This is a genomic window from Celeribacter ethanolicus (genome assembly GCF_002407265.1).
GTDB classification, from domain to species: Bacteria; Pseudomonadota; Alphaproteobacteria; order Rhodobacterales; family Rhodobacteraceae; genus Celeribacter; species Celeribacter ethanolicus.
In genome coordinates this window covers 2,773,733-2,786,588 of sequence record NZ_CP022196.1, presented here as the reverse complement: position 1 = coordinate 2,786,588, position 12,856 = coordinate 2,773,733, and the positions used below count along the sequence as shown (strand labels likewise).

Annotated in this window: 13 protein-coding genes; 8 read left to right on the top strand and 5 right to left on the bottom strand. The window is 61.1% G+C overall.

The genetic code is table 11. The features are described from left to right. Positions 1-56: 56 nt before the first annotated feature. Both CEW89_RS13705 and CEW89_RS13700 read right to left on the bottom strand, forming a co-directional pair. A complete protein-coding gene (locus CEW89_RS13705) occupies positions 57-1,055 on the bottom strand; it encodes an endonuclease/exonuclease/phosphatase family protein (RefSeq protein ID WP_096807243.1) in 999 nt (332 codons plus the stop codon). Positions 1,056-1,099: 44 nt separating this feature from the next. Continuing rightward, positions 1,100-1,936, bottom strand: a complete 837-nt coding sequence (locus CEW89_RS13700) for a hypothetical protein (protein ID WP_096806268.1) — start codon at positions 1,934-1,936, stop codon at positions 1,100-1,102. A gap of 571 nt (positions 1,937-2,507) precedes the next feature. On the opposite strand from CEW89_RS13700, the gene CEW89_RS13695 reads away from it, so the two are divergent. Beyond that, a complete protein-coding gene (locus tag CEW89_RS13695; protein WP_096807242.1) occupies positions 2,508-2,750 on the top strand; it encodes an EF-hand domain-containing protein in 243 nt (80 codons plus the stop codon). Positions 2,751-2,785: 35 nt separating this feature from the next. On the opposite strand, the gene CEW89_RS13690 is transcribed toward CEW89_RS13695, so the two are convergent. Continuing rightward, entirely contained in the window at positions 2,786-3,304 is a 519-nt protein-coding gene (locus tag CEW89_RS13690) for an HdeD family acid-resistance protein (protein ID WP_096806267.1), read from the bottom strand. Between the two features lie 146 nt (positions 3,305-3,450). Here CEW89_RS13690 and CEW89_RS13685 point away from each other — a divergent pair, with 146 nt between their 5' ends. Beyond that, positions 3,451-3,981, top strand: a complete 531-nt coding sequence (locus tag CEW89_RS13685; RefSeq protein WP_157779852.1) for a hypothetical protein — start codon at positions 3,451-3,453, stop codon at positions 3,979-3,981. 57 nt (positions 3,982-4,038) lie between these two features. Here the strand turns inward: CEW89_RS13685 and leuD are convergent, their stop codons facing one another. After that, positions 4,039-4,644: a 3-isopropylmalate dehydratase small subunit gene (leuD, locus tag CEW89_RS13680; RefSeq protein WP_066707340.1), complete on the bottom strand. Its 606-nt coding sequence runs from the start codon at positions 4,642-4,644 to the stop codon at positions 4,039-4,041. Between the two features lie 12 nt (positions 4,645-4,656). Continuing rightward, positions 4,657-6,084 (bottom strand): 3-isopropylmalate dehydratase large subunit, encoded by a 1,428-nt coding sequence (leuC, locus tag CEW89_RS13675; RefSeq protein ID WP_096806265.1) that lies wholly within the window; start codon positions 6,082-6,084, stop codon positions 4,657-4,659. A gap of 257 nt (positions 6,085-6,341) precedes the next feature. Between leuC and CEW89_RS13670 the strand changes: the two genes are divergently transcribed. The 6 genes from CEW89_RS13670 to CEW89_RS13645 all read left to right on the top strand — a co-directional run bounded on the left by CEW89_RS13670 (position 6,342) and on the right by CEW89_RS13645 (position 12,834). Beyond that, on the top strand, positions 6,342-7,670 hold the full coding sequence (locus CEW89_RS13670) for a mechanosensitive ion channel family protein (RefSeq protein WP_096806264.1): 1,329 nt from the start codon (positions 6,342-6,344) through the stop codon (positions 7,668-7,670). A gap of 153 nt (positions 7,671-7,823) precedes the next feature. Beyond that, a complete protein-coding gene (gene rsfS, locus CEW89_RS13665) occupies positions 7,824-8,213 on the top strand; it encodes a ribosome silencing factor (RefSeq protein WP_096806263.1) in 390 nt (129 codons plus the stop codon). A gap of 7 nt (positions 8,214-8,220) precedes the next feature. Further along, positions 8,221-8,691: a 23S rRNA (pseudouridine(1915)-N(3))-methyltransferase RlmH gene (gene rlmH, locus CEW89_RS13660; protein ID WP_096806262.1), complete on the top strand. Its 471-nt coding sequence runs from the start codon at positions 8,221-8,223 to the stop codon at positions 8,689-8,691. Between the two features lie 103 nt (positions 8,692-8,794). After that, positions 8,795-10,321, top strand: a complete 1,527-nt coding sequence (gene gpmI, locus CEW89_RS13655; protein WP_096806261.1) for a 2,3-bisphosphoglycerate-independent phosphoglycerate mutase — start codon at positions 8,795-8,797, stop codon at positions 10,319-10,321. Next, entirely contained in the window at positions 10,318-11,463 is a 1,146-nt protein-coding gene (locus CEW89_RS13650; RefSeq protein WP_096806260.1) for a murein hydrolase activator EnvC family protein, read from the top strand. The genes gpmI and CEW89_RS13650 overlap by 4 nt, the downstream gene beginning before the upstream one ends. Positions 11,464-11,508: 45 nt before the next feature. After that, the gene (locus CEW89_RS13645; protein WP_066707325.1) at positions 11,509-12,834 is read left to right on the top strand and encodes a S41 family peptidase; all 1,326 of its coding nucleotides are present in this window, start codon (positions 11,509-11,511) and stop codon (positions 12,832-12,834) included. Positions 12,835-12,856: the final 22 nt, after the last annotated feature.

The window sequence follows — 12,856 nt, the reverse complement described above, 5'->3', positions numbered from 1 at the left end:
CGTCGAGTCCTTGTTTTCCTAAGGTTGGCTCGGGGTAACGGCTGCTTGCCCTGTCGTCAAGGAATGGCAGCGATATCAACCCAGACAAGCCCGTGCCGAAAGTCGTTTTTTTTCAAATTCACCTCCGGCCATGCGATGCCCGAGGCGACAATCGCCAGATCGGCTGAGGGCAGGACATAATCCACCCGCAGGTTTCCAGGCAGGGGATCGGTCCAGTCGGCGGTGTCCATCGCGGGATCGCCGCGCTGGCCGGGATTGGCGACCGGGGCGTTGGACGTTGCGCGAGAACGGGGGTCCTGTAGCCGGGGGTCAGCGAGCAGGTGCTGCATCTCTGCCCGGTCGCCATCGCCATCCATCGGGTCGAGGTTGCTGTCGCCCAAAACAACGAACGGGCCGTCGGGCGGTGAGGCCTCCAGCGCCCCGTCGAGATAAAGCGACCAGAACCGGGTCTCGTCGCTGTTGCGCCGCCCGTTGCGGTCTTCCGGCCCGTCGAACACCGGCGATGTCGCGGTATAGGCGAGGAGATGCAGCGGCTGGTCGTGCCAGAGCACGGGAATGTCCCAATGCGCATGGGACGACAGGCGCAGGACACCGAGATCCTCCGCGTCGAAATACCCCTGCGGCAGGTTGGCCCCGGGCAGATCGCGCCACAGAAGGTCGGAGAAATCGTGGATGCCGCCCGCGACAATCGGCAGGCGGGACAGGAGCGCCATGCCGCCCTGACCGGTGAACTCGCCGTAGGATTGCGCATCCTCGGGCTCACCCAGCCGCCCGTCCTTGTCGAGATCGCGCCCGGTGGGGCGGCCGGAATTGCCGGGACGGGTGAAGAGATAAGGATAGTCCAGCGCCTCCGCGAAAGCGGTCATCGTGTGGCCGTCGAGATCGGTGTCGAAGCCGGTCAGCAAGAGAATGTCGGGGGAGAGCACCCGGATATGCGCCTGTGCGGCCAGAACCTGCGGATCGTCGCCATCGAGGATGTCGCGCAGCAAAAGCCCCGGCCCCTTGCGCATGAGTTCCACAGTCCATGTGGCGACACGCAGCGTCTCCGCCGACATAGCAAAAGGCGCAAGCAGGAAGAGAGAAAGCAGCGCGCCCCGGATCACGCGTGGGCGTGATCGAGATCGGCGCGGGCGTAGGTCTGGCGACGCTTTTCTTCGATCATCGAGGCCACGCGCCCCATGGCGATGCCCCGCATGAAGAGAGAAGACGGCAGGAATGCCCATGCTGCGACGGCCCAGATCATGGATTGGTCATTGGTGACGCTCAGACCCCCGAAGAGATCGCCTGCCGATCTTAGCACCGCAGGGATCACGAAGGGCAAGGAAAAACCGATGATCGTGTTGACCCGCGCATCGCGTTTCAGCCGTTCGACCACATCGCCCCCGGCGGTCGGATCGAAGGTCGGCAGGTTGATCCAGACATTGAAGGAGCCGGATTTCGACGGCCAGTGGCCGATCCGCAGCACGATGAGAAAGATCGACAGCGCCATGAGCGAGATGAGATAGCTCATCCCCGCCGCTTCGCGCATCAATTCGATCTCACCCAGCGAGCTGGTGTCGGGCAGAGCGGTCAGCATCAGGCGCACCGGAGAATAGGGGAAATCGAGCACATAGCCGATCAGCGCGCCGATGGCGGTGACGAAATCCGTGACCACGGTCGGGGCGGCTTCGCCACGCACGATGAGACTCAAGAGGATCACGGTGACGAAAAGCGATCCGAAGCGGACACGGTTGAACGGCGGCGCGTTGCGGAATTCCACGAGACCGGGATAGGCGGAGACATATTCGAAGAAGGTCAGAGCCGCGCCGAAAAAGGCGACGAGCGCCACGACCTGTGCGGAATCGGCGGAGACGTTCGGCAACAGTGCAGAGGGCGCCGTGATCAGAATGACCACCAACGCAGCACGCAACAGCGCTCCCAAGACGCGATGAACCACTGCCCATTTCCCTTCAAACTGGCTGAAAGCGATGCGATGCCGCTCTCTTGTTCCATTTTGATCCCGCCAATCATGACGGATTGCCTCAATCTTGCCCAACTTTTGCCTTCTTTCATATCCGCCAGCAAGGAATGGTTAAGGTTAACTGCTGAAATCGGGCAGATTCGTGGACAAAGCGGTGCGTTTTTGCATCATTGTCGATGCCTCTTGTGGGGTGTCGCGCGAACAGCACAAAATGTGGGATGGCAAAAGGTGACATGCCGGGAACTCGGTGGCGCAGCCCCTAGCCCCTGGAGAATCTTTCGGAGCGATCAAGAGGGACATACCGTCCGTCCCGCCCTTCGCGCAGATCCTTGCCGGTTTTGACCGTCAAAATCCGCCGAAGTACCGAAACCCGCCGAAAAATACGCGACATTTCGCCCCCTTCCGGCAGTCAGGCGCGCAAAATCTTTGCAATGTTTCCAGCGCCTTGCGAGCTCGCCTCTCGGGCGTATCTCTCGGATCGACGGTGCAGAACCGTTCCGATTTGCCCGCAAGACGCGGGTGCCATCACAAGAAAGGACACATGAACATGAAATCTGTTGCACGGACCCTTGGCGCTCTGACCCTCCTTCTTGCCGCCCCGGCTTTTGCGCAATCCACGCTGGTGGACAGCGACGGGAACGGCACGTTTTCCATGGCGGAAATGCGTGCAGTCTATCCCGATCTGAGCGAAGAGGCCTTTGCGGCGATTGATGCCGATGCCAGCGGCGAAGTGTCGATCGAGGAACTGGCCGCAGCGCAAACCAACGGCCTGCTGCCGACGATGGAATGACGCATGCGACGACGGCGGCCTCTCCGGCCGCCGTTTCAGGACCGGTGGTTGCGCAGGAACAGGCCGAAACCGATCAGACCGGCACCGTCGACCAATAGCTCAATGCCCAACAGCAAGCCCAGAAGCGACAGGGAAATCGCCGCAAAATTGCCGATGATGTAACCGGCCAGAAGCACGGTCACCGTCCCGGACAGCAGCAGCGTCCAGAACAAGGGGCTTTCTCGCATCCGCCAGGCCATCAGCAGACGAATCCCACCGGATGCCAAAAGGAAACCGGTGACGACCATGGTGAGCGACACCGTGCCCTCGACCGGGTTGGCGATGAAACTCACTCCGATCATCAGGCTCAAAAGCCCCCAGAGCAGGGAAAAGACCCGGTTGTCATGGGCCGCGCCGGAGAAGCCCGCCCAAAGCTGGGCAGCACCGGCGATGGCGAAGAGCGTACCGAGCATGATGGTGATCGCAAGCGAGGCGACCACCGTATTGCCCAGCGCGAGAAAGCCGAAAAGAAACGTCAGGACACCGATCCCGACCCAGATTTTCCAATTCGTCATAGCTGATCTCCTTTCGGCTGATCGCTTATGTCTCACAGGTAAACATGTGATTGTCACCATAGAAGACATGCACAGGGATTTTTTCCCATTGTGAATGAAACGTGATCTGCCAATAGTCCGGAGAAAGACGTTTTCGGAGTGTTATCATGCCAATATTGCTGGCCGTTCTCGGGGTTGCCGTTACAGCGTTTTTCTACATGAACCGGGCGCGCAATGCCGCCAATGCCGCCTCCGATCTGATCGGGATGGCGGACGATCTCCGGCTCGCCGTGCGCCGTTTCGGCTTTACCCGCAAGTCGGGAACGCATCCCGTGGAGCAGATCGAAGATGCCCGGATCGCGGTGGCCGCTCTGGTCAAGGCGGTGATCGACGAAGCGGGCTATCCGACTTCGGAACTGATCCTGCAATATGTGATCCGGCTGCAAAAGGATCTGGATTTCAGCCTGACGGATGCGGAAGAGATCAAGACGCTCGCCGACTGGCTGATCGCATCCTGCAACGGGTCGAGCACTGCAATCACGCGGCTTGCGCGCAAGCTCTACAAGCTCGCGGGCTCCGACGGCTACGGCCCGGTCGAAGGCATCCTCCATTCCATCTATGCAGGCGTCGGACAAAAGCCGAATGCCAAGCAGTTGGACAGCCTTGCCGAAATTCGCCGCTTGATGCGTGCGAAGTGAACCCAATGCAAAACGGCGACCCAATGGCCGCCGTTTTCCGTTCTTGATCCGTGAGCCTCAGACCCAGGGACGTTCCTGCGCCATCTTCGCCTCGTAGGCGTCGATATCCTTAACATGGGCCATGGTCAGGCCGATGTCGTCGAGACCTTCGAGCAGGCAGTGTTTCTTGAACGCGTCAACTTCGAAGGGGAAGCTTTCGCCATCAGACGTGGTGACGGTCTGGGCCTCAAGATCGACGACCATCCGGGCGTTCGAGCCTTTTTCGGCGTCCTTCATCAACACATCCACAACCTCTTGCGGCATCACGATCGGCAGGATGCCGTTCTTGAAGCAGTTGTTGTAGAAAATGTCGGCGAACGACGTGGAGATCACGCATTTGATGCCGAAATCCGCAATCGCCCACGGCGCGTGTTCCCGCGAGGAGCCACAGCCAAAGTTGTCGCCCGCCACGAGGATCTGCGTGTCGCGATACTGCGGTTTGTTCAGGACGAAATCGGGGATTTCATTGCCCTGACGGTCATAGCGCATCTCGTCGAACAGGTTCACACCAAGGCCGGAGCGCTTGATGGTTTTCAGGAACACTTTCGGGATGATCATATCCGTGTCGATGTTCACCAGCGGCATGGGCGCCGCGATGCCGGTCAGTTTTTCGAACTTTTCCATCTTTGCGGCTCCTTAAGCGGTCTCGGTTTCGGTCATCAGTTCGCGCACATCGGTCAGATGACCGGTGACGGCGGCAGCGGCGGCCATGGCAGGCGACACGAGGTGCGTGCGGCCCTTATAACCCTGACGTCCCTCGAAGTTGCGGTTCGACGTGGACGCACAGCGCTCGCCCTCGGACAGCTGATCGGGGTTCATCGCGAGGCACATGGAGCACCCGGCCAGACGCCACTCAAAGCCCGCGTCGATGAAGATCTGCGCGATGCCTTCTTCTTCGGCCTGAGCCCGGACAAGACCGGAGCCGGGAACGACCATGGCCCGCATCCCGTCCTTGATCTTCTTGCCTTTGAGGATCGCGGCGGCTGCGCGCAGGTCCTCGATCCGGCCATTGGTGCACGACCCGATAAACACGGTGTCGATCTGGATGTCGGTCAGTTTCTGACCCACTTCGAGCCCCATATACTCGATGGCCCGTTTCGCCGCGTCCACCTTGCCGCCTTTGAACGACTCGGGCGCGGGCACAACAGCGGAAATCGGCAGCACGTCCTCGGGCGAGGTGCCCCAGGTCACAACCGGCTCGATCTCTTCGCCTTTCAGCGTCACGACCTTGTCGAAATGTGCGCCTTCGTCGGTGTAGAGCGTTTTCCACCAGTTCAAAGCGGCCTCGAACTGCGCGCCTTTCGGGGCGTGCGGGCGACCTTTGACATATTCGAACGTGGTCTCGTCCGGGGCGATGAGACCGGCGCGGGCGCCGCCTTCGATCGCCATGTTACAGACGGTCATCCGACCTTCCATCGAGAGATCGCGGATCGCTTCACCGCAATATTCGATCACGTAGCCGGTACCGCCGGCGGTGCCGGTTTCGCCGATCACAGCAAGCGTGATGTCCTTGGCGGTCACGCCGGGACGCAGCTTGCCGGTGATCTCCACCTTCATGTTCTTGGACTTCTTCTGGATCAGCGTTTGCGTTGCCAGAACGTGCTCGACCTCGGAGGTGCCGATGCCGTGGGCCAGCGCGCCAAACGCGCCGTGAGTCGCGGTGTGAGAGTCACCACAGACAACAGTCATGCCGGGCAGGGTCCAGCCCTGTTCCGGGCCGACGATGTGCACGATGCCCTGACGCACGTCAGAAACCGGGTAATAGTTCACGCCGAATTCTTTCGCGTTCTTGTCGAGGGCTTCAACCTGAATGCGGCTCTCTTCGTTGGCGATCACGCCGGACACGCGGTCCAGCGTGGTCGGCACGTTGTGATCCGGCACGGCGATGGTTTTTTCCGGCGCGCGCACTTTGCGGCCCGCCATGCGCAGACCTTCGAAGGCTTGCGGGCTTGTTACTTCGTGGACGAGGTGGCGGTCGATGTAGAGCAGGCAGGTGCCATCCTCTTGCTCATGGGCCACATGGGCGTCCCAGATTTTATCATAGAGTGTCTTCGGGGCGGTCATTTCGCTCTCCCGTGGATGTGCTGTGAAATTGGAAGTTTTGGATCATGCGCGCGGACACGCCAAAAGGCCCGGCTTCAAAGTCGGGCTAGGACGGATTGCATTGCGCCGTGGAAACGCCACGGCAACCATGCACGGTCTGCGATCTCAAACATACGTTCCATGGCGCTCACATATAACCTGCGCGCGAGTCTCGCAAGAGAGATGCGCTTGCCCGATTGCGCTTCGCCGTGCCAAGCTTGTGTAAAAGGGAGGCCGGATTGGATCCGACACAAATCACCGATCTTCTGGGCGACACGGGCGGACAGGTTCTCTCGTTTCTCGAGGGGCTGCTCAGGCGCTGGAACCTCTATCAGATCGGGATTTCCCTGATTGCCTTCGCCATCGCGCTTGCAGTTGGACGCAATCTGCGGGGCCGGATGCGGAACTGGATGCGGGGACTCGAAGGGCGTCCGAAATGGCAGCTCCGCTGGTTGTTGGCGATCGAGAAGCGACTGATCCTGATTGTCTGGGCTCTGCTGCTCTGGGGCACCTATCTTGTCATGCATGAGATGACATGGCCGTCTCGCTCCTATCTGATCGCGATTCTCGCCCGGATCGTCACCGCCTGGGTGGCGGTCGAACTGGTCGTTCAACTGGTCAAAAACCGCGCGCTCAGGCGGCTTCTGCGCTGGGGACTTTGGGCATATGTCACGCTGTATTTCTTCGGCGCCGTGGAGGAGACCGCCGCCTTCCTCGACACCATGGCCATCACCTTTGGCAGCTTCCGCCTCTCGGCGCTGGCGGTGCTCAAGGCGCTGGTGGTCACCGGACTTCTCTTCACTTTCGCACGGCTGATCTCAAGCCAGACATCGACCCAAATCCGGCGCAATGAGGATATTTCACCCTCGATGCGGGAACTGATCATCAAGGGGGTGCAACTTTTCCTCTACGGCGCCGCGTTCTTCATCGGGCTGAAGGCCGTGGGGTTCGATCTCACCGGTCTGGCCGTGCTTTCGGGCGCGATCGGTGTCGGGCTTGGTTTCGGCCTTCAGAAGGTTGTGTCGAACCTCGTCTCGGGGGTAATCATCCTTCTGGACAAGTCGATCAAACCGGGCGACGTGATCTCTCTTGGCGACACCTTCGGCTGGATCAATGCTTTGGGCGCACGCTATGCCTCGATCACCACACGGGACGGCAAGGAATATCTGATCCCGAACGAAGACCTGATCACGGGGCAGGTGGTGAACTGGTCCCATACCAACGATTTCGTGCGGCTCGATCTCTATTTCGGCACGTCTTATGGCGACGATCCGCATCAGGTGCGCAAGATTGCCGTCGAGGCCGCCCAGAGCGTGGACCGGGTGCTCACGCATAAACCGCCCGTGTGCCATATCGTCGGATTTGGCGACAGCTCGGTGGATTACATCCTGCGGTTCTGGATCACCGACCCGACCGGCGGGCTGACCAATGTGCGTGGCAATGTCTATCTGGCGCTCTGGGATGCGTTCAAGGCGAACGGCATTTCCATTCCCTTCCCGCAACGTGAAGTGCGGGTGCTGGAGGGTTCGACCCTCGCCACACGACAGGCTCAGCAGGCCCTCGATTGATCTTTACCGCACGAAACATTGAGATTTGCCCATACAGATGTTACATTTGATCCATGCCCGGCGCCGGGGCGGAACGGCGTTCAACCTTTGGAGGACTATGTCCTGTCTCACGTACAGAGCGCGGCTGAGCATGCCGCATCCCCGGAGACGCCCATGACGGGTGCGATGCCGGACCGGATCGGAGGCCAGAAATTGCTGGACTTCGTCACTCACTCCCTCGATCAGGATAAAGCCGAAGACCTCGTGTCCATCGACCTGCGCGGCAAGTCGGAGGTTGCGGATTACATGGTGATCTGTTCGGGTCGTTCGACCCGTCAGGTGAGCGCCATGGCCGAGAAACTGTCCGATGCACTGAAACAGCAATGCGGGATTTTCTCCCGTGTCGAGGGCAAGGAACAGGGCGACTGGGTTTTGATCGACGCGGGCGACGTGATCGTCCACATCTTCCGCCCGGAAGTGCGCGATTTCTATCAGCTCGAGAAAATGTGGATGTCGCCGGAAGAGGCGAAAGCCGCTCTGGCGGGAAAGACCACCGCAAGCTGAGACACTCATGAAGCTGCATATCTGTGCGGTCGGGCGCTTGCGCAAAGGGCCCGAAGCCGCTCTGATCGACGACTATACCACCCGGTTCGACCGCACCGGGCGCGCCCTTGGCCTCGGCCCTCTGACGATTGCAGAGGTCGAGGACAAGAAGGGCGGCGGTATGGTGGCGGAGGCGGCGCTATTGGAGCGCGCTTTGCCGAAAGGCAGCGTCATCGTCACCATGGACGAACGCGGTCAGGTGATCACGTCGCCTGAATTTGCCGAGAAACTCGCGGGCTGGCGCGATGCCGGGCGCTCCGACGTGGCTTTTGTCATCGGCGGCGCGGACGGAATCGACCCAAGCCTGCGGGCACAGGCGGATTTTTCCATTTCTCTGGGCAAAATGGTCTGGCCCCATATGCTGGCCCGCGCCATGTTGACCGAACAGCTTTACCGCGCCGCCTCTATTCTGGCCGGATCGCCCTATCATCGGGTCTGATCGGAGTATTTTTGCTGCAATGAAGCGCAAAGCGGTTCAAACGCGCGCAGCGGCGCGCTAGATAGGGTCAAAGAGTTCGCTCTGAGATTGAAAGGAGCCCGTCATGGCCGCGCCGAAACCTGTTGTTCTTTGCATTCTCGATGGTTGGGGCATCGGCCCGACGCCGGAAGCCAACGCGCCGGCTCTGGCCAACACGCCGAATTTCGACCGGCTGATGGCGGACTGTCCGCATAACACGCTGATCACCTTTGGCCCGGATGTGGGCTTGCCGACCGGACAGATGGGGAACTCCGAAGTGGGACACACCAACATCGGCGCGGGGCGCGTGGTGGCGATGGATCTGGGCCAGATCGACCTGGCCATCGAGGACGGGTCTTTTTTCAAGAACGAAGCCATCGTGAAATTCGCGGGCGATGTGAAAGCCGCAGGCGGCACGGCGCATCTCATGGGGGTGATTTCCGACGGTGGTGTGCACGGCCATATCGAACATACGCTGGCCGCCGCCAAAGCGGTCACCAATCTGGGGGTGCCGGTGATCATTCATGCGATCACCGACGGGCGCGATGTGGCGCCACAATCCGCCGATAAATTCATCGCCGATTTCGTGGCGCGCCTGCCGGAGGGCGCCAAGGTCGGTACAGTGATCGGGCGCTATTACGCGATGGACCGCGACAACCGCTGGGAACGGGTATCGCAGGCCTATGATGCGATGATTCATGGCCAGGGCATCGAAACCGCGCCGGATGCTGTGACGGCTGTCACGGCCTCTTATGAGCGCGGCGATGTGGACGAGTTCATCAAGGCGACGGTGATCGACGGGTATGAGGGTGTGAAAGACGGCGACGGCTTTTTCTGCAACAACTTCCGCGCGGACCGCGCGCGGGAGATCCTGCGCGCCATTGGCGAGCCGGGGTTTACCGAATTCGACATCGGGGATCGCCCGACGTTTTCGGCGCTCTTGGGCATGGTCGAGTATTCCACCGGTCATAACGCCTATATGAAAACCGCCTATCCGCCGCGCGACATTCGCAACACGCTGGGCGAATGGGTCGCGAAACATGGGCTGAAACAATTCCGTCTGGCCGAGACCGAGAAATACCCGCATGTGACCTTCTTCCTCAATGGTGGCAAGGAAGTGCCGGAAGAGGGTGAAGATCGCTTCATGCCGAAATCACCGAAAGTCGCGACCTATGATCTTCAACCCGAAATGAGCGAGCCCGAGGTGGCGGAGAAATTCGTCTGGGCCATCGACGAGGGCTATGACCTGATCGTCACCAATTTCGCCAACCCGGACATGGTAGGTCACACCGGAATTCTGGAGGCCGCGATGGCCGCCTGCGAGGCGGTGGATGATGGTCTGGGCAAGGTGATCGCGGAGCTGGAGAAGGTCGGCGGCGCGATGTTGGTGATCGCGGATCACGGCAATTGCGAGACCATGGTCGATCCGGTGACTGGCGGGCCGCACACGGCGCATACGACGAACCCGGTGCCGGTGATCCTGTTCGGCGGGCCGAAAGGGGTCAAACTGCGCGATGGCGGGCGGCTTGCCGATGTGGCGCCGACGATCCTTGAGCTGATGCAATTGCCGCAGCCCGAGGAAATGACCGGCGTGAGCCTCATCGTCAAATGATGCGTCTCCGCGCGGCGGCGTTTTATCTGATCCTGGGCGGGGCTATTGCCAGCGGCCCTGTGCTGGCGCAGGAGAGCCCGGCGGATCTGGCAGAAGCCGCCCTGGCCCAGTTCAACGACGCTCATGGGGCGCTTCAGGCCGCGCAATCCTCGACCGACCGCGTCAAGGCACTCACCGGCGTGGTGCGCGCCTATGAGGATGGGCTCGAGGCGATGCGTGCCGGGCTTCGGCAGGTGGCGTTGCGCGAATCCGAATTGTCGCGGGAATTTGCCGATGAAAGCGGCCAGTTCGCGCAATTGCTCGGTGTGCTGATCGCGATGAAACCCGACGCTTCGCCGGAAGCGCTGGTGCATCCCGGCGGACCTTTGGGGCAGGCGCGTGCGGGGATGCTGGTCTCTGCCGTCACGCCGTCGATGCAGGCGGAGGTCGAGGATATTCGCGTGCGCCTTGAGGAAATGCAGATCCTGCGCGAATTGCAGAGTGAGGCGCTCGACACCCTGTCGCGTGGCTTGCAGGACGTGCAACAGGCGCGCACCGACCTGTCGCAGGCGATGTCCGACCGCACCGATCTGCCCCGCCGGTTCACCGCCGATCCCGAACGGATGCAGACCCTCTTGGACAGTTCAGAGACGCTCGAGGCCTTTGCCTCGGGTCTTGCGATCATGGATGTGGTCGACGGGGTGCCGCCAATCACCGATCCGAACAGCACCCGCGGCAACTGGCCGATGCCGGTGCCGGGCAAGATGTTGCGCGGCTATAACGAGGCGGACGCGGCGGGGGTCAAACGTCCCGGCTGGCTCTGGGCCACGCGGCCCTTGTCATTGGTGACCACACCCTGGCCCGCCACCGTGCGCTACAAGGGGCCGTTTCTCGACTACGGAAACGTGATCATCTTTGAGCCCGCAAATGACGTATTGCTGATTTTGGCGGGGCTCGATGAGGTCTATGGAGATGTTGGCGCGGTATTGCCCGCCGATACGGCCGTGGGCCTGATGGGCGGGGCGTCTCCCGATCTCGACGCCTTTGTCCGGAATGCCACACAAGGCACTGGCGCGGGTCTGTCGGAGACGCTTTATATAGAGGTCAGAGAGGGCGGGCAGCCCGTGAACCCGGAACGGTGGTTCGCAGGCGGTCCGCTTTGAGACGATCAAGGGTCACGCGGGCTGCGGACCGGAGAGAGGAATGAGATGAAGAAATACATGATGGCCGGGGTTGCCGGCATCCTTGCAGGCACGCTGATCTCGACGCAATTCGCCGGACCGCTTCTCGCTCAAGAGGCAGAGAAGACGACGAATGTCTATGAGCAGCTCGATCTCTTCGGGGACGTGTTCGAACGCATCCGCGCGCAATATGTCGAGGAGGTTGATGCCGAAGACCTGATCGAGGCAGCGATCAACGGCATGCTGTCCTCGCTCGACCCACATTCCTCCTATCTCTCGCCAAAAGACGCCGCCGACATGCGGGTGCAGACGTCGGGCTCCTTTGGGGGCTTGGGCATCGAAGTCACGCAGGAAGAGGGCTTCGTCAAGGTCGTTGCACCGATGGACGGCACACCCGCCGATATCGCCGGTGTCGAAGCCGGGGATTACATCACCGCGGTCGACGGCAAGAGTATCATGGGCATGACGCTTGACGATGCAGTCGAGCTGATGCGCGGGCCGGTCGGCTCCGAGATCATCGTGACCCTCGTGCGCGCGGGCGTCGACGATCCGTTCGACGTCTCGATCATCCGCGACACGATCAAACTGACCGCCGTGCGGTCGCGCGTCGAAGGCAAATCCATCGTGCTGCGGGTAACAACCTTCAACGACCAGACCTATCCGAACCTCGAACAGGGGCTCAAGGACGGGATCGAGGAACTGGGCGGCATCGAGAATGTCGACGGCATCGTCGTGGACCTGCGCAACAACCCCGGTGGTTTGCTCGATCAGGCGATCAAGGTGTCGGATGCGTTCCTCGACGAAGGCGAAATCGTCTCCACCCGTGGCCGCAACCCCGAAGACAGCACCCGCGTCAACGCCACCCCCGGCGATCTGGCACAGGGCAAACCGGTGGTCGTGCTGATCAACGGCGGGTCGGCTTCGGCTTCCGAGATCGTGTCCGGTGCGCTTCAGGATCACCATCGTGCCGTGGTCGTGGGCACGAAATCCTTCGGCAAAGGCTCGGTGCAGACCGTCATGCCACTGCGTTCCGACGGGGCGATGCGCCTGACCACCGCGCGGTATTACACGCCGTCGGGCCGCTCCATTCAGGCGCTCGGCATTTCTCCGGATATCGTCGTCGACCAGCCGCCGCGTCAGCCCGAAGCAACGGAGGGTGAAGATACACCGAAGTTCCGCTCCGAGGCCGATCTGCGCGGCGCGCTGAACAATGACAGCCTGACCGAGGACGAACGGGCCAAGATCGAGGAAGAACGCGCCGCCGCCGAAGAGGCCGCGAAACTGCGCGACGAGGACTTCCAACTGGCTTATGCGATCGACCTGCTCAAAGGCCTGTCGAAAATCGGCGACTGACACCAACCATGAGGGGCGCTTT

Excerpts from the sequence above, each read along its gene's own strand:
- CEW89_RS13695 (WP_096807242.1), top strand. The coding sequence starts at position 2,508 with ATGAAATCTGTTGCACGGACCCTTGGCGCTCTGACCCTCCTTCTTGCC.
- leuD (WP_066707340.1), bottom strand. The coding sequence starts at position 4,644 with ATGGAAAAGTTCGAAAAACTGACCGGCATCGCGGCGCCCATGCCGCTG.
- rlmH (WP_096806262.1), top strand. The coding sequence starts at position 8,221 with ATGAAGCTGCATATCTGTGCGGTCGGGCGCTTGCGCAAAGGGCCCGAA.
- CEW89_RS13690 (WP_096806267.1), bottom strand. The coding sequence starts at position 3,304 with ATGACGAATTGGAAAATCTGGGTCGGGATCGGTGTCCTGACGTTTCTT.
- CEW89_RS13650 (WP_096806260.1), top strand. The coding sequence starts at position 10,318 with ATGATGCGTCTCCGCGCGGCGGCGTTTTATCTGATCCTGGGCGGGGCT.
- leuC (WP_096806265.1), bottom strand. The coding sequence starts at position 6,084 with ATGACCGCCCCGAAGACACTCTATGATAAAATCTGGGACGCCCATGTG.
- gpmI (WP_096806261.1), top strand. The coding sequence starts at position 8,795 with ATGGCCGCGCCGAAACCTGTTGTTCTTTGCATTCTCGATGGTTGGGGC.
- CEW89_RS13685 (WP_157779852.1), top strand. The coding sequence starts at position 3,451 with ATGCCAATATTGCTGGCCGTTCTCGGGGTTGCCGTTACAGCGTTTTTC.
- CEW89_RS13705 (WP_096807243.1), bottom strand. The coding sequence starts at position 1,055 with ATGTCGGCGGAGACGCTGCGTGTCGCCACATGGACTGTGGAACTCATG.
- rsfS (WP_096806263.1), top strand. The coding sequence starts at position 7,824 with ATGACGGGTGCGATGCCGGACCGGATCGGAGGCCAGAAATTGCTGGAC.
- CEW89_RS13645 (WP_066707325.1), top strand. The coding sequence starts at position 11,509 with ATGAAGAAATACATGATGGCCGGGGTTGCCGGCATCCTTGCAGGCACG.